The 16,141-nt window shown below is 29.1% G+C and carries 15 protein-coding genes and 1 tRNA gene; 12 read left to right on the top strand and 4 right to left on the bottom strand.

Annotation, left to right across the window (positions count from 1 at the left end):
- Positions 1–933, top strand: a complete 933-nt coding sequence (locus DY249_RS03225) for a serine hydrolase domain-containing protein (protein WP_172540050.1) — start codon at positions 1–3, stop codon at positions 931–933.
- A 1-nt stretch (position 934) separates the two neighbouring features.
- Positions 935–1,243, top strand: a complete 309-nt coding sequence (locus DY249_RS03220; RefSeq protein WP_115595160.1) for a DUF4298 domain-containing protein — start codon at positions 935–937, stop codon at positions 1,241–1,243.
- A 77-nt stretch (positions 1,244–1,320) separates the two neighbouring features.
- Here the strand turns inward: DY249_RS03220 and DY249_RS03215 are convergent.
- Together DY249_RS03215 and DY249_RS03210 are read right to left on the bottom strand one after the other, a co-directional pair.
- Positions 1,321–1,396: transfer RNA gene (locus DY249_RS03215), tRNA-Lys, on the bottom strand.
- A gap of 49 nt (positions 1,397–1,445) precedes the next feature.
- Positions 1,446–2,357 (bottom strand): C39 family peptidase, encoded by a 912-nt coding sequence (locus tag DY249_RS03210; protein ID WP_101540101.1) that lies wholly within the window; start codon positions 2,355–2,357, stop codon positions 1,446–1,448.
- Positions 2,358–2,477: 120 nt separating this feature from the next.
- Between DY249_RS03210 and DY249_RS03205 the strand changes: the two genes are divergently transcribed.
- Positions 2,478–2,978, top strand: a complete 501-nt coding sequence (locus tag DY249_RS03205; RefSeq protein WP_115595159.1) for a QueT transporter family protein — start codon at positions 2,478–2,480, stop codon at positions 2,976–2,978.
- A 26-nt stretch (positions 2,979–3,004) separates the two neighbouring features.
- On the opposite strand, the gene DY249_RS03200 is transcribed toward DY249_RS03205, so the two are convergent.
- Positions 3,005–3,280, bottom strand: coding sequence for a metal-sensing transcriptional repressor (locus DY249_RS03200; protein WP_115595158.1), 276 nt, complete (start codon positions 3,278–3,280; stop codon positions 3,005–3,007).
- Positions 3,280–5,853 (bottom strand): heavy metal translocating P-type ATPase, encoded by a 2,574-nt coding sequence (locus DY249_RS03195; protein ID WP_115595157.1) that lies wholly within the window; start codon positions 5,851–5,853, stop codon positions 3,280–3,282. The genes DY249_RS03200 and DY249_RS03195 overlap by 1 nt, the downstream gene beginning before the upstream one ends.
- 98 nt (positions 5,854–5,951) lie before the next feature.
- Between DY249_RS03195 and DY249_RS03190 the strand changes: the two genes are divergently transcribed.
- The 9 genes from DY249_RS03190 to gatB all read left to right on the top strand — a co-directional run bounded on the left by DY249_RS03190 (position 5,952) and on the right by gatB (position 16,100).
- Positions 5,952–6,221 carry an acylphosphatase gene (locus DY249_RS03190; protein ID WP_101540097.1) on the top strand — a complete coding sequence of 90 codons (270 nt, stop codon included), beginning with the start codon at positions 5,952–5,954 and terminating at the stop codon, positions 6,219–6,221.
- A gap of 37 nt (positions 6,222–6,258) precedes the next feature.
- Positions 6,259–7,587 (top strand): MurT ligase domain-containing protein, encoded by a 1,329-nt coding sequence (locus tag DY249_RS03185; RefSeq protein WP_115595156.1) that lies wholly within the window; start codon positions 6,259–6,261, stop codon positions 7,585–7,587.
- Positions 7,584–8,243: a type 1 glutamine amidotransferase gene (locus tag DY249_RS03180; protein WP_115595155.1), complete on the top strand. Its 660-nt coding sequence runs from the start codon at positions 7,584–7,586 to the stop codon at positions 8,241–8,243. Before DY249_RS03185 ends, DY249_RS03180 begins: the two co-directional genes overlap by 4 nt.
- A gap of 130 nt (positions 8,244–8,373) precedes the next feature.
- Positions 8,374–8,700 carry a YerC/YecD family TrpR-related protein gene (locus DY249_RS03175; protein WP_101540094.1) on the top strand — a complete coding sequence of 109 codons (327 nt, stop codon included), beginning with the start codon at positions 8,374–8,376 and terminating at the stop codon, positions 8,698–8,700.
- A gap of 89 nt (positions 8,701–8,789) precedes the next feature.
- The gene (locus tag DY249_RS03170) at positions 8,790–10,985 is read left to right on the top strand and encodes an ATP-dependent helicase (RefSeq protein ID WP_115595154.1); all 2,196 of its coding nucleotides are present in this window, start codon (positions 8,790–8,792) and stop codon (positions 10,983–10,985) included.
- Between the two features lies 1 nt (position 10,986).
- Entirely contained in the window at positions 10,987–12,987 is a 2,001-nt protein-coding gene (gene ligA, locus DY249_RS03165) for an NAD-dependent DNA ligase LigA (protein ID WP_115595153.1), read from the top strand.
- Between the two features lies 1 nt (position 12,988).
- Entirely contained in the window at positions 12,989–13,267 is a 279-nt protein-coding gene (gene gatC / locus DY249_RS03160) for an Asp-tRNA(Asn)/Glu-tRNA(Gln) amidotransferase subunit GatC (RefSeq protein WP_115595152.1), read from the top strand.
- Between the two features lie 8 nt (positions 13,268–13,275).
- A complete protein-coding gene (gene gatA / locus DY249_RS03155; RefSeq protein ID WP_115595151.1) occupies positions 13,276–14,685 on the top strand; it encodes an Asp-tRNA(Asn)/Glu-tRNA(Gln) amidotransferase subunit GatA in 1,410 nt (469 codons plus the stop codon).
- Positions 14,682–16,100, top strand: a complete 1,419-nt coding sequence (gene gatB / locus DY249_RS03150; protein WP_115595150.1) for an Asp-tRNA(Asn)/Glu-tRNA(Gln) amidotransferase subunit GatB — start codon at positions 14,682–14,684, stop codon at positions 16,098–16,100. The genes gatA and gatB overlap by 4 nt, the downstream gene beginning before the upstream one ends.
- Positions 16,101–16,141: the final 41 nt, after the last annotated feature.

The raw sequence follows: 16,141 nt of genomic DNA, 5'->3' as shown, positions 1-16,141 counted from the left end.
ATGTTAGATTTAGAAAAAATAGCTAATGAGATAGTTAATAAAGAAGATTCTGCTGAAAGTATAATTATATTTGATAATAAAACTGGTCAATGTATTGATTTTTCAAATGATAAAGTATTTGATGTCAGATCTATATCTAAAACAGTGTTAGCTTTAGCTTGTGGAATTTTAATAGAGAAATCTAATAATAATTTTAATGAAGAAACTTTAATTTATCCTATACTAAAAGATAAGATAAATCTTAGCAATACGAAGAATCTAAGGTATCTTAAAGAAGTAAAAATAAAGCATCTCTTAACTCATACTACAGGATACAGGGATTTAGTATTGATGAGTAAAAATATAGATCCTAAGGACTATGATGGTTTATTTGATTATATAATAAATTATCCAATATATTCTAAACCTGGTAGCTACTTTTTATATTCTAATGCAGGATTTTATTTATTAGCAGCAACAATGCAAGAATATTTGGGGTATAATCTTTTTGATTTTATAGATGAAAATTTATTTAATCAACTTAATATAAATGATGCTAAACGGGAAAGATATGGTGATTATCTAGCAGGAGCAACTAAGGTTAATCTTTGTGCTAATGATATGCTGAGCATTGGCAAATTATTAATAAATAATGGTAAATACAACGGAAAACAAATTGTTAGTTGCAATTGGATAGAAAAAATGACAAGACCATTGTTTAAAAATCCTAATGAGACTAAAAGAAAATTTTTATCAGAAGATAATTATGGTTATGGTATCTGGATATCTGATAATGAAGTAATTTTTGCATCTGGAACTGGTGGACAGCTAATTGTTTTACTTAAAAAATTAGGAATCTTAATAATAACAACAAACAGTGGTTCCGATAATAAAGGTTATAAGATTAAGGCTGATATTAATAAAATAATATCTATGATTTATGAAAGGAAATGAAATGAATTATGAACATATAAAAGAATATACAAAAATATATGAAGAACACCAAAAACTTTTAGAGGATCTTTCTAAATCCTTAAAGGACTTTAAAGATCATCAAAAAGAATTAGAAAAATTAGAGAAATATTATTATAGTGAAGATTTTATAAAAGATCATGATGCATCAAATAAAGGAGAAATTCCAGATGATATAAATCAAGGAATTTTAACTGAGGACGCTGTATATGATTTATTAGGTGATAATTATTATATGGCTAGAGAATTACTAGATTTAGCAAATTATATAATTCAAGATAAGGATGAATAGATTGGTAAAGCCAGTCTATTTTTTTGAAAAATTTTGAAAATAAAAAAACTGCGATATTACTCGCAGCTTTCAATTTGTGGTGCACCATCAGAGGCTCGAACTCTGGACACCCTGATTAAGAGTCAGGTGCTCTACCAACTGAGCTAATGGTGCAAAAATAGAATACTACTCTATTATATGCTTCCATTAGCTTATTGTCAAATTAATATATTTGCCATATATGGGCTATTTGATTGCTGATTTCATCAAAGCTCCATGGTCTCATTGAATTTTTTACACTATTTGGGTCATTAACTAAAAATTTACCATCTTTATAAGAATCTATAACAAATATATGACCAAAAAGTGTGAAGTAACCGCGATTGACAGAAACTATCAAGGGACCTTTTTTAAGTGCATCAATCATTTCTTTTTCATTTACTGCTATATCTTTTGAAGATAAATTATATTTTTTTGCTTCATCTGGGAAAAATAACCAGGAAACACCTTCATTGGACATATAATTTTTTGCATCTCTTGAAATTTTGTCTGGAGTTATACTTGGATCATTTTTTAGCCTTGATAAAACCATAGCCGTGGATGTTGGTCCACATCCTGATATACCGATATTTCTAGATCCTAATGCATCATAGGCCCATCTATTGTCCCATTGGATATAATATGGGGTTTTTCGTTCAAGCTTTATAGATTCTCCAGGAGTTTTTGGAAAATCTGTTATATTATGATTCATATTATATACAAATTCAATAGTATCTGGATCATTTCCTGTAAGATATGCTTCTACATTTGTAATATTAAAAAAATTGTCATATACCCATTGAGCTTTAGGATCGTTTGCAGCATATTTTTCTACATTTTTAATAATATCTTCCTTAACGTCTGACTTAACTTTTGGTGTAGAGTTTTCATTTAAATTATTTTCTTCATCTACTATCATATCAGTTATTGAATTATTGTTAGATTTTAAAAAAGTATTTATAGCTAGCTCATTTATATCAGACACAATATTTATATTTTCTTGATCTACTAATCCGTCATTGTTTTTGCCAAAGCTATGTGTACAAGAGCTTAGGGATATAAGCAATAGGGGAATAGCTATTAATTGTTTTTTCATATCTTTACTTTACTCAATAAACGTTTAGCTTCAATCTGATTTTTATATTCTATAATAATGTGGTATTATAGCTAAGTAATGTTTCTTGGCACCCATTATAAAAAATATCAAGGAGAAAAAATGATACAAAGAAATAATTTTACAAATGATACTAACTTTTTAGTTAGATCAGCAATCATCGCAGCATTATATGTTGTGCTTACTTTAGTTGTTCCAATGCCACAATATGGACCAATTCAATTTCGATTTTCAGAGATTTTGGTATTATTAGTTTTCTATAACAAGAAATATATACCTGGTCTAGTTTTAGGATGTGCTATAGCAAATATGTTTAGTCCAATGGCATGGTTTGATGTTATATTTGGAACTTTATCATCTTATATAGCTTTTAGACTTATGACAAAAACTGATAATTTATTTATAGCCTCCCTATTTCCAGTACTTTTAGTTTCAGTACCTGCTTTAGGAACTTATTTTATTCTAGATAGTACAGGAGCTTTTATAACTATGTTATTTTCATTTATGGCAAGTGAATTTGTCATGGTTAGTGTTATAGGAGTTATATTATTTAAGATTTTAGAGAATAATAAAGCATTTATGAAAAATATAATAGAGTTTTAAAAAGACTCCCTTTTTTGGGAGTCTTTTTATATTTTATTTAATTTAGTAATTATATCCTCAATTTCTTTAAGTTTTTCTTTCGCATCATCTGGATCATCATTTTCTAATGCTTGATATACACAATGATTAAGATGAGCTGATAGAACATCTTTATTTATATTTTTCAAAATAGAAATTGAAGCCATTAATTGGTTGCTGATATCTATACAATATCTATCATTTTCAACCATTTTTATTAAACCATCGATTTGACCTCTGACAGTTTTTAGTTTTCTAATTGTTTTTGCCTTATCAGCATGCATTATTTGTATTCGATACCGTTAAATTCGTATCCTGCTTCTGTGATAGCTTCTTTGATTTGATTTTCATCAGCACTACCGAAGAAGTCTACTGTTGCATTTTTTGCTTCTAAATCTACACTTGCGTTTTCCACAAAAGATAATTCACCTAATGCTTTTTCAACATTTTTCTTACAGTGTTCACAAGTCATTCCACCTACGTTAACTACTAATTTGTTTGTATCTGCCATTTTTTCTTCTCCTTTTAATTCTTTATTTGGTAAGTTTTCTATTTGTTTATTTGATATATAATTTTCTAATTCATCTATTTTATTTTGATTTTTAAATTCGGCTTTGAAAGTTTTTAATCTTAGTGAATTTATACAAACAAAAATAGATGACATACTCATTGCAAAAGCTGCAAACATTGGATTAAGCATTATTCCTTTTAAAGGATATAGCAATCCAGCAGCTACTGGAATTAGTATTATATTATAAAAGAAAGCCCAGAATAGATTTTGCTTTATAGTTTTAATTGTTGATTTAGAAAGTTCTAATGCACTTACTATATCGAGTAGTGAATTTCTCATTAGTACAACATCTGCAGAATCTATAGCGACATCTGTTCCATTTCCTATTGCAATACCTATATCACTTCTTGCAAGAGCAGGCGCATCATTAATACCATCACCTACCATGGTTACTTTTTTACCCATATCTTGCAATTGTTTTACAACTTTATCTTTATCTTGAGGTAGGACATCAGCAAATTTTTTATCAATACCTAAGTCAGATCTGATTGCTTCTGCTGTTTTTTCGTTATCCCCAGTTACCATAGTTACTTCATAACCTAGATTTTTAAGCTCATCTATAGCAATTTTTGAAGTTGCTTTTGGTAAGTCCTTAGCAGCTATTAGACCAATTACTTGATTTTCATCAGCAAAGTACATAGAAGTCTTACCTTCATTTGCATAAGTATCAGCTATTTCTATATAGTTTTTAAGATCTATATTATTTTCTTTCATTAGCTTTAAATTACCTGCAAGGTATCTTTGACCATTATATGTTGCGCTTATTCCTTTACCAGAAATAGCGTTAAAGTCTGATACATTTTCTGAAGCTATATTATTTTCCTCAGCATAGGTAACTATTGCATTACTTAATGGGTGTTCAGATGAATTTTCTATAGATGTTGCAAGTTTCATAAACTCATTATGGTCTATGTCAGTTTTTACATCTGTAACTTGAGGTCTACCTTCAGTAATAGTTCCTGTTTTATCTAGTAATATAGTATCAACTTTACTTAAGTTTTCTAAACTTTCTGCGTTTTTAAATAATAAACCTAGTTCTGCTGATTTTCCAGTAGAAACCATTATTGCCATCGGTGTAGCTAGACCTAAGGCACAAGGACAGGATATAACTAAAACTGAAATCATTAGATTTAATGCAAATTCAAAATTATATCCTAGTGCCATCCATACTATGAATGTAACAATAGAAATTAAAATTACAGCTGGTACAAATATAGCTGAAATTTTATCTGCCATTTTAGCGATTGGAGCCTTGGTTTCATTTGCTTCATTTACTAGATTTATAATTTGGGCAAGAGTTGTATCTTCTCCAACTTTGGTAGCTTTAAATTTAAATGAACCTTCTTTGTTAATAGTTGCAGTGATTACTTCATCACCAACACCCTTATTAACAGGAATAGATTCACCAGTTAAAGCTGCTTCATCAAGTAGGGAAGAGCCTTCTATAATCTCACCATCCACTGGAATAGAATCTCCAGGTCTAATTAAGATTATATCTCCTTTTTCTATCTCAGAAACATCTACGCTTTTTTCCTTACCATCAACAAGAATTGTTGCTTTTTTTGGTGCTAGATTTATTAAATTTTCTAGAGATGCTTTAGTTTGACCCTTTGATCTAGCTTCAAAATATTTACCAAGAGTTATTAAAGTTAAAATCATAGCAGCAGACTCAAAATATAGGTTATGCATATATTGATCTATAATTTCTGGTTGTTTAAATCCAAAACCATAGGCCATTCGCATTATAGCAAAAATCCCATAAAGTGTTGCTGCACTTGCTCCTAGAGCTACTAGGGTATCCATATTCGGAGCTTTATTAAATAATCCTTTAAATCCATTTATAAAAAACTTTCTATTTACTACTAATACTGGAATAGTTAGTATAAATTGTATAAAGGCATTATTTATAGAGCCTTCTCTTCCTTGTATAAAAGTAGGAACTGGCAAGCCAATCATTGGTCCCATAGCTATATACAAAAGTGGGATTAAGAAAACTAATGATACTTTTAACCTAAATTTAGTATTACTTTCTTCTTGGTCTTTTTCATTAGGTTTGTCAGCTGTGGCTGATTTTTCTTTATCTTTTAAGCTAGCTCCATAACCTATTTTTTCTACAGCATGGATTATATCATCATCGCTTAATTTATCTTCATCATAATCTACACTCATAGATTCATTGATAAGATTTACATTTACATCATTAACGCCAAGTTTTTCAACTGCTCTTGTAACATTGGCTTGGCAAGACGCACAAGTCATACCTGTTACATCGTAGCGTTTTTTCATATTACCTCCTCTCACACCCATAGGGGGTGTTAAAGTTATTAAACTTTATTTAAAATATATTTCAAGTTCTAGGGTAAAATATAGCCAAGGAGATAAGTATGAAAAGATATAAAATATTATTTAAAGGAAGAGTCCAAGGTGTAGGTTTTAGGTATACATCAAAAGTTATAGCAGATAAATTAAACTTAACAGGTACTATAGAAAATTTATACAATGGTGATGTAGAATGCTATATCCAAGGATCTGAGCAAAATATAGATAAGTTTATACAAGATATGAAAAATCAGAGATATATAAGAATTGAATCAATAGATAAAACACAAGTAGTTATAATGGAAGGTGAAATGTCTTATAAAATTATAGGTTAAATATTGCTAAGTTCACTTTTTAAGATATATTAAATTTATGAGTATAAGAAATAAATTAACAAAAGAAATAGCAAAAATAGTTAGGGCAGGGTTAAGGCTTACAAATCGTAAGGCAACATCCCTACCTGGCTATGTTGCTTATAAATTAGATAAAAATATATTAAATGAGTTGTCAAAAAATACCAAGTTCATCTTTGTTACTGGTACAAATGGTAAAACAATGACAACCCATTTTATAGTAAATATTTTAAAACAAAGATACGATAAAGTTTACACAAACGAGTCTGGATCAAATATGGTTCAAGGGATTATAACCACATTGCTAGATAATCCTTCTAAGGAAGAAACCATAGCAGTTCTTGAAGTTGATGAGGCTAATTTAGTAAAGATAGGTCAAAATATAAAGCCTGACTACGTTATATTTACAAACATATTTAGAGATCAGATGGATAGGTTTGGAGAGATTTATAATATTTTTTCAAAAGTAATGGAAGGTATGAAAGTGATGCCTGATGCTAAAATAATCGCAAATGGTGATTTGCCTATCTTTAATTACGATCAAATAAAAGAGTATGATAGGGTTTACTTCGGTATTCGTGATTATAAAAATGCAAGTGATTGTTATAATATGGATGCTGAAATAAATTCAGATGGCATTCTTTGTCCACATTGTCATAATATTTTAAAATATAAACTTAATAATTATTCTTCATTAGGTGATTATTCTTGTCCAAATTGTGATTTTATATCACCGGCTATAGATTATTCTATAGATGAACTTTTAAAATTAGATGCAAATTATTCTGAGTTTAAAGTAGGAGATGAGCTATATAAAGTAAATGTAGGTGGTCTTTATAATGTATACAATGCTCTGGCAGCCCTTAGTGCTGCAAAAGAACTAGGTTTAACTTATAAAGAAATTTACGAAGGTCTAAGAAGTCAAAAAAATGTTTTTGGTAGACAAGAAAATATTAATATAGATGGTAAAAATATCACTATAAATTTAGTAAAAAATCCTACTGGTCTAAATCAAATTATTGATTTAATGCTTCTAGAAGAAAATCCAATTTCTTTAATATGTCTATTAAATGATAATTACGCAGATGGAACAGATGTAAGTTGGATTTATGACTCTTATTATGAAAATTTAGATAATCTTGAAATAGAAGATATTTATGTTTCAGGTAAGAGAAAAAAAGACATGAAAAGACGATTAGAAATTGCAGAAATATCTGAAGGAGAAATAAAAGAATTTGATTATGAAAATGAAATATATGATGTAATAAAAGATTCGCAAACTGATAATATCTATATCCTATCTACCTACACAGCTATGCTTAGATTAAGGGAGGTTTTAGGTCTATGAATAAAATAATAATATGTCATTTATATGGTAATTTACTAAATACTTATGGTGATATAGGAAATGTGATGGCCTTCACTTATGAGGCAAGAAAGAATGGATATGTAGTAGAAACTGAAATTATCAGTATAGGAGATAAATTTGACTCTAGTAAATACGATTTTGTATTTTTTGGCGGCGGACAAGATTATGAGCAAAGAATAGTCCAGGCTGACCTATTAGATAAAAAAGAAGAGATAAAAAAATATATTGAAAATGAGGGAGTCTTTCTAGCAATTTGTGGAGGCTATCAACTTTTAGGTCAATATTACTTTGATGCATACAATAAAAAAATTGATGGCTTAAATATTTTTAATCATTATACAGAAAATCAAGAAAATGCTAATAGGTTCACTGGACAGATAGAAATAAAAGATGCCATAACAGGAAGTGTCTACCAAGGATTTGAAAATCATGGAGGGGTAACATTCCTATCCAAAGACCAAAAACCTTTTGGAATAGTTATTGAAGGTAATGGTAATAATGGTATAGATAAGACTGAAGGATTTAGATATAAAAATACTATAGGAACTTATCTGCATGGACCGTTATTAGCTAGAAACGAAAATTTGTGTAAAGAACTAGTAAATATAACTATTAAAAATAAAAGTGATAATTAGAATCATATTAATGGTTTTTTGCATAGAAAAGTTATTAGATATAATAATTTGATAAAAGTATGTTTATTTTTAAAAATGGAGTATAATAGTAATGTCGTGATTTGACATATTTTATATATTCGGGGGAAAAATGACAGATTCAAAATTAAGAAATGAACAAATAGATGAATTATTCGAAGCTATTTTAATGCTTGACGATATAGAAGAATGTTACGCTTTTTTTACAGATATATGTACAGCAAGAGAGATCCAATCTATAGCTCAACGTTTACATGTAGCGAGACTATTAAAAATAAGAAAAACCTATAATGTAATTGAAGAAGAAACTGGTGCATCAACTGCAACAATATCTAGAGTCAATAGATCGCTAAATTATGGATCTAATGGCTATGATTTAGTTTTAGATAAGCTAATCGAAAAGGATTTAAAAAGACAAAGAGAAAATAAAGATAATTAATTTTCTTAAAATATAGACCAATGAAAAGAGCAGGCTTTATGTCTACTCTTTTTTCATGTGGTATAATAAAATAGATAAGGGGGAATGTGATGAATTTAGAAGGTTTAAATGATAAACAAGCTGAGGCAGTCCTACATACAAAAGGACCTTTGCTAGTATTAGCTGGTGCTGGTAGCGGAAAAACGCGTGTACTTACAACTAGCATTGCTAATCTAATAGATAATGAAGGAATTGATCCTAGAAATATTTTAGCAATCACATTTACCAACAAAGCTGCAAATGAGATGAAAGATAGAGTGGCTAGTCTTTTAAATATGGATGTAAGTCATCTTTGGATAGGCACTTTTCACTCAATTTGTGCTAGAATTTTAAGAATGAATATTGAAAAAATTGGATACAGCTCCAATTTTACAATTTATGATACTAATGATCAAAGAACTTTAATTAAAGAGATAATCAAAGATTTGGGCTATAAAGATGAAATAAGCGTAAGGGATGCACAAAATCTTATTAGTTCTTTAAAAAATAAGTCTATAAGTCCAGGTGAGTTTTTAAAGATAGATGGTTATTATAGAAACAAAAATGAATATTATGAAATCTATCGCTTGTATGAAAAACGCAAATTTGAATACAATTCTCTAGACTTTGACGATTTGATAGAAAAAGCACTTGAAATATTTAGAAAAGATCAGCAAGTTTTAGAATATTATCAAAAAAAATTTGAATATGTATTTGTAGATGAATATCAAGATACAAATACTTCTCAATATGAACTTATAAAATATTTTGCAGGCTATCATAACAATGTAATAGTTGTTGGAGATGCTGATCAATCTATATATAGCTTTAGAGGAGCAGATATATCCAATATTTTAAACTTTGAAAAAGATTTTAAAGATGCCAGACTTATTAAATTAGAACAAAACTATAGGTCTACATCTAATATACTGGATACTGCAAACTCCCTTATAGAAAATAATATTAAAAGAAAAGATAAAAATCTCTGGACTGCAAATGGAAGCGGAGATGAAGTTCTTTATAAAAATAACTCGGTAGAAAGTGAAGAAAGTAAATTTGTAGTTGATGAAATAAAATCACTTATAAATTCGGGTTATTCTTATGGTGATATAGCAATACTTTATAGAACTAATGCTCAATCAAGACCTTTTGAAGAAGCTTTAATGAAAAATCTTATTGACTATAAAGTCATTGGTGGTTTAAAATTCTATGATAGAAAAGAAATCAAAGATTTAATTTCTTATTTAAAAATAATTGTAAATCCAAAAGATGATGTAGCTTTAAAGCGCATTATTAATGAACCTAAGCGTGGTATAGGCAATAAAAGTGTTGAACAATTGAGTATTATCGCTAGTGAAAATGATATTTCAATGCTAGATCTTATTACTAATCCAGATTATGATCATTTGTTATCAGATAGATTAAAAAAACTGGCACATAAATTTTATAATCCACTAAAAGAAATATTTGAAAAAGCTTTAAACTATACTATTACAGATTTAATAAATGAAGTTTTAGATAAGTCTGGATATCTTAAAGTTTTAGAATCAAGTTACTCTGTAGAAGATAGGGCAAGAATTGATAATATAAATGAATTTATATCTGCTGCTAGTGAGTATGAAGAAAATAATTCAGAAGATACTATTTATGATTATTTAGAAAACTTAAGTTTAATATCAGATTTAGAAAAAACTGAAGATAAGGATGATTCTATCATGCTAATGACAATGCATGCTGCAAAAGGTCTAGAATTTCCAGTGGTTTTTGTAGTTGGCATGGACGAAGGACTTTTTCCAGGCAAAAGATCAATTGATGAAGGAAATGTGGAAGAGGAACGTAGATTATTTTATGTAGCTATAACTAGAGCTCGTGAAAAATTATATCTAACAAGTAGCCAAGTAAGAAGAGCTTATGGAAAACCAATATATTATAAGACTTCTAGATTTGTGGACGAAATAAGAACCAATATCACAGAACTTGAAAATAAGAGTTTTTATACATTTAATTCAAAATCTTTTGAAAGAGCATCCAATGAAGACTACATGAGAGAAAAAACCAGGCAATCAGTACTAAATAAGAAACTTAAAAAAAATGAAAATAGCGATGAAATTTACCAAGTAGGTGATAAGATATCCCACTCAAAATGGGGTGAAGGAATGATTGTTCAAATAAAAGAAAGTAAAGATGGCAATGAACTTGTTGTAGCTTTTGATAAAAAAGGTTTAAAAAAGTTAAATCAGGACTATGCTCCAATTTTTAAGGTGTAATATGGATAAAAAACAAGAAATTAATGAACTTATAAAAAAAATCGAAGAATTAAACTATCATTATTACACTTTAGATGCACCTTTAGTATCTGATGGTGAATATGATAAATTATATGATAGGCTCAAAGAATTAGAAAATGAAGCAGATATTCACCCAGATAATTCTCCTACTCAAAAAGTAGGTGGCGAGGTTTTAGAAAAGTTTGAAAAGCACTTTCATATTTCTAGATTATATTCGCAAGATAAGGCTCAAAACTATGAAGAATTAAAAGAATGGATAGAAAGAGCAAATAGGCTACATGATTCATATAATCAAACTCATAAAGAAAAATTACCAGATTTAGAATTTGTTATGGAATATAAGTTTGATGGTTTAACAATTAATTTAACCTATGAAGATGGAAAGCTTATAAATGCTGCAACAAGGGGAAATGGTATAGTTGGAGAAGAAATTTCAGCTCAAGCAAAAACAATAAAATCTATTCCATTAAAAATAGAAGAGCAATCTTTATTAGAAATTCAAGGTGAGGCATTGATGCCCCTCTCTGAGCTGGAACGTTATAATAAAGAAAATGAATTTCAATTAAAGAATGCTAGAAATGCAGCTGCAGGAGCCTTAAGGAATTTAGATACTAATGAAACTCGTAAGAGAAATTTGACAGCTTATTTTTATAATATTTCTACAACAAATCTTGATTTTTCAACTGAATTAGAGATGTTAGATTTTCTGAAAAATGAAAACTTTAATATTCATCCTTATCATAAATTAGTAAAAACCTATGATGAAATAATCTTAGAATTAGATAAAATAGAAAATGAGAGAAATACCATTGATATATTAACAGATGGTGTCGTAATAAAAATAAATGATAAAAAGACTCAAGAAGTACTTGGCTATACAAATAAATTTCCAAGATGGTCAGTAGCTTTTAAATTTGAAGCAGAAGAATATACAACTACGCTTTTAGATGTAGTGTGGAATGTAGGGAGAACAGGTAAAGTTACACCATCGGCTATTCTAGAGCCGGTAGATTTTTCTGGAGCAACAGTTTCACGTGCAACTCTTAATAATTATGATGATATTTTAAGAAAAAAAGTAAGAATAGGATCAACAGTTTTTATTAGAAGATCAAATGATGTTATCCCAGAAATTTTGGGAGTAGTAGACGAAAGGCAAGAGGGAACTAAGCCAATAGAAAAGCCTAGTCATTGTCCATATTGCAATACTGATCTGATAGAAGGAAATGTCCATATAATTTGTCCTAATTCTATATCATGTACTCCTCAACTTTTGGCACGTATGCAGCATTATGCTTCTAGAAATGCTATGGATATAGAAGGACTATCAGAAAAAACTATAGCACAACTTATGGGTGAATTAAAGATAGAAGATATTTATGAGATTTATGATCTGAAATTTGCTGATCTGCTTAAATTAGATAGATTTGGGAGAAAAAAATCCCAAAATTTAATTGATGCTATAGCAGAAAGCAAAAATAGGGATTTAAATAGATTTATATATGCTATTGGTATACCAAATGTTGGAGAAAGAACAGCCAGAGATTTGGCGAACAAATTTAAAACATTTGATAATTTACGTCATGCAAATGTTGACCAATTAGTTGAAATAGACGATATTGGTGATATTACAGCACTAAATATTGTAGAATTTTTTAATGATAAAAAGATTAGTAATGCTATAGATATTCTTTTATCAAAGGGTATCAATTTAAATGAAGTTAAAAATGACGATGCTTCAAATGAATTAGAAAATCTAACATTTGTAATCACTGGAACTATAGAAGATTACAAAAGAGAAGATATCAAAGAATTAATAGAGAAAAATGGTGGTAAAGTAACAGGATCTGTATCAAAAAATACTGATATCCTACTTTGTGGGCAAAAAGCAGGTTCTAAGTTAACAAAAGCTAAGGATTTTGGAATAGAAGTTTATGAAGGTGATAAACTTTATAACTTTTTAAACGAATTAGAAGGGAAGTAAGATGCAAGCAAAAGAAGTAGAAAAGATTTATAGTCTATCTAATTTAAACTTAGAAGGCAAAGATGTAGAGGATTTGTCAAATAAGTTTAATATTGTAATAGACTTTATAGAAGATATTTTTGATGTTGACACTGAAAATATAAAAATGACTGAAAGTATTGATGCACATAAGGCTGTTTTTAGAGAAGATGAAGCTAAAGAATCATCAAGCCGTGATGATGCGCTAAAAAATGCTCCGGATAGAGAATTTGGATATTTCAGATTAGATTGGAATTTATAGGAGAATTTATGAATATTGAAAATATAGTAAATAGATTAAAATCTGGAGAAATTTCAGTTGTAGATTATACAAAAGAAACTTTAGAAAAAATTGAGAAAAATGAGCACAATGCTTATATTTCTTTTAACGAAGAAGATTCTTTAAAAAGAGCAGAATATCTAGACAATAAATTAAAAAATGGTGAGAAATTAGGAAAACTTTTCGGCTTACCAATAGCTGTTAAAGATAATATTTCATATAAAAATATGAAAATGACTTGTGCATCAAAGATGTTAGAAGATTTTACACCAATTTATAATGCTACAGTTGTAGATAATCTATTAAAAGAAGATGCTATTATAATTGCCAAAACTAATATGGATGAATTTGCTATGGGTGCAAGCTCAAAAACTTCTTATTTTGGAGTTGTTAAAAATAATTTAGATACTGCAAAAATAGCTGGTGGATCTTCATCAGGATCTGCAGTTGCAGTATCAAATGAAGATGTCTTAGTAGCTTTAGGGACAGATACAGGTGGATCTGTTAGAGGACCAGCTTCATATACAAATATTATAGGCTATAAACCAACATATTCTTTGCTAAGCCGTTACGGAGTAGTTTCTATGGCTAATACTCTTGACCAAGTAGGTTTATTTGCTCAAAATATTGATGATTTGAGATTATTATCTGAAATCACTTCATCTCCAGATGAAAATGATATGACATCTATCTTAGAAGCTTACAATTTTGAAAAAGAGGATTATGATTTTAAAGGCAAAAATATAGCAGTAATCAGTACGGATAGTGTTCTTTATGATGGTATTGAAGATAGTGTAAAATCAGACTATCAACAAGCCTTAGAAAGACTAAGAAACTTAGGTGCAAATTTAGAAGAAGTTGAATTAAAATACGCATTTTATGCAAATCCTGTTTATAATATAATAATGAGTTCAGAAGTTTCATCAAATATGAGTAGATTTGATGGAATAAGATATGGTCATCAAACTGAAGACTATAAGGACATTTCTGAATTATTTATAAAATCTAGATCAGAAGGTCTAGGCGAAGAGGTTCAAAGAAGAATTGCACTTGGAACTATGTATTTATCAGCTGACGATGATCAAAAAATTTATAAAAAAGGTCTTCAACTTCGTACTTTAATTAAAGAAGAATTAGAAGAATTATTTGAAAAATATGATTTGATTGTAACACCTACTACAACAAACTTACCTCCAGCTATTGATGAAAAAACAGAAAAAGATCCACTTTCTGATTTCAAAGCTGATGGATTTAATGTAATAGTAAATCTTGCTGGTATGTGTGGTTTATCAGTACCAGTTAGAGAAGGTATATCAGGATCTATCCAATTTATTGGAAATAGATTTGAAGATAATAAAGTAATAAATGCAGCAGATAGATTTTTAGGGGAGGCAAAATGAATACAAAAACAATAATAGGTCTAGAAATCCATGTGGAGCTAGCAACTAAGACAAAAATGTTTTGCTCCTGTAAAAACGAATTTGGGGCAGTACCAAATACAAATGTATGCCCAATTTGCTTAGGTCATCCTGGTGCTTTACCAGTTATGAACAAAAAAGCTGTTGAACTTGCCTTAAGAGCTGGTCTAGCTTTTAATTGTGATATAGCTAATGATCAAAAAATGGATAGAAAAAAATATTTTTATCCAGATTTAACTAAAGGATATCAAATTACCCAATTTGATAAACCATATGCTCAAAATGGATATGTCGGATTATCAACTGGTAAAAAAGTTGGCTTAATTGAAATTCATATGGAGGAAGATACTGGTAAGTCTAATCACGATGAAGAGGGTAGAACTCTAATGGACTATAACAGAGCTGGTGTTCCATTAATAGAGATAGTTACTAAACCAGACATAAATTCTCCAGATGAAGCACGTGAATTTGTAGAAACACTTGCATCAACATTAAGATTCTTAGAAGTTTCAGATTGTATAATGGCTCAAGGCTCTATGCGTGTAGATGTTAATATCAATATGGTAAATAATGATACAGGAAACAAAACAAATATAGCAGAGATCAAAAATATGAACTCTATTAAAGCCATAGAACAAGCTTTAGCTTATGAAGAAGAACGCCAAAGAAAACTATTAGAAAATGGAGAATTTGGTATAAAAGAAACAAGAAGATGGGATGACGAAAAATTAGAAACCATTCACATGCGTAATAAAGAAGTAGGTAATGACTATAGATTTTCAGTAGATGGTGATATTCCAGAAATATATTTGAATGAAGATTATATTAAAGATATTGAAGAAAATTTACCGGAATTACCAACTCAAAAGCAAAGTCGTTATATAAAAGAATATGAAATGACCGAATATGATGCAAACTTATTGGCAAATGATAGAGAACTTGCAGAGCTATTTGAAAAAACAAATGAATTAGTAAATGATCCAAAAATTTCTGCAAACTGGATATTGACAGAATTATCAAGAAGATTAAATGAAACTGAACAAAGTCCATCAACTATGAACTTATCAATAGAAAACTTTGCAAAATTAATAAATCTTGCAAAAGATGATAAAGTTAATAATAATGTAGCAAAAAAATTGCTTCGCGAAATCTTTGAATCAAATGAAGATCCAGAAAAATTAGCGGAAGAAAGAAATTTATTACAAATTAGCGATAGTGAATTATTAGAAGAAGTAGTAAACCAAGTACTTGAAGAAAATCCAGAATCAATCGAAGATATCAAAAATGGAAAAGACCGTGCTTTTGGTTTCTTAGTTGGCCAAGCTATGAAAAAGACCAAGGGTAAAGGAAATCCAGTAGAAATAAATAATTTATTGAAAGAAAAGATAGGAGAATAAGGAGTGGGCACCACTCCTTTTTTTGTAATATGAATATACTA

Source organism: Anaerococcus octavius (assembly GCF_900445265.1).
Taxonomy (GTDB): domain Bacteria; phylum Bacillota; class Clostridia; order Tissierellales; family Peptoniphilaceae; genus Anaerococcus; species Anaerococcus octavius.
Note: the sequence above shows the minus strand (reverse complement) of the source record. Positions and strands in the feature narration are given on the sequence as shown.

Excerpts from the sequence above, each read along its gene's own strand:
- DY249_RS03225 (WP_172540050.1), top strand. The coding sequence starts at position 1 with ATGTTAGATTTAGAAAAAATAGCTAATGAGATAGTTAATAAAGAAGAT.
- DY249_RS03220 (WP_115595160.1), top strand. The coding sequence starts at position 935 with ATGAATTATGAACATATAAAAGAATATACAAAAATATATGAAGAACAC.
- DY249_RS03210 (WP_101540101.1), bottom strand. The coding sequence starts at position 2,357 with ATGAAAAAACAATTAATAGCTATTCCCCTATTGCTTATATCCCTAAGC.
- DY249_RS03205 (WP_115595159.1), top strand. The coding sequence starts at position 2,478 with ATGATACAAAGAAATAATTTTACAAATGATACTAACTTTTTAGTTAGA.
- DY249_RS03200 (WP_115595158.1), bottom strand. The coding sequence starts at position 3,280 with ATGCATGCTGATAAGGCAAAAACAATTAGAAAACTAAAAACTGTCAGA.
- DY249_RS03195 (WP_115595157.1), bottom strand. The coding sequence starts at position 5,853 with ATGAAAAAACGCTACGATGTAACAGGTATGACTTGTGCGTCTTGCCAA.
- DY249_RS03190 (WP_101540097.1), top strand. The coding sequence starts at position 5,952 with ATGAAAAGATATAAAATATTATTTAAAGGAAGAGTCCAAGGTGTAGGT.
- DY249_RS03185 (WP_115595156.1), top strand. The coding sequence starts at position 6,259 with ATGAGTATAAGAAATAAATTAACAAAAGAAATAGCAAAAATAGTTAGG.
- DY249_RS03180 (WP_115595155.1), top strand. The coding sequence starts at position 7,584 with ATGAATAAAATAATAATATGTCATTTATATGGTAATTTACTAAATACT.
- DY249_RS03175 (WP_101540094.1), top strand. The coding sequence starts at position 8,374 with ATGACAGATTCAAAATTAAGAAATGAACAAATAGATGAATTATTCGAA.
- DY249_RS03170 (WP_115595154.1), top strand. The coding sequence starts at position 8,790 with ATGAATTTAGAAGGTTTAAATGATAAACAAGCTGAGGCAGTCCTACAT.
- ligA (WP_115595153.1), top strand. The coding sequence starts at position 10,987 with ATGGATAAAAAACAAGAAATTAATGAACTTATAAAAAAAATCGAAGAA.
- gatC (WP_115595152.1), top strand. The coding sequence starts at position 12,989 with ATGCAAGCAAAAGAAGTAGAAAAGATTTATAGTCTATCTAATTTAAAC.
- gatA (WP_115595151.1), top strand. The coding sequence starts at position 13,276 with ATGAATATTGAAAATATAGTAAATAGATTAAAATCTGGAGAAATTTCA.
- gatB (WP_115595150.1), top strand. The coding sequence starts at position 14,682 with ATGAATACAAAAACAATAATAGGTCTAGAAATCCATGTGGAGCTAGCA.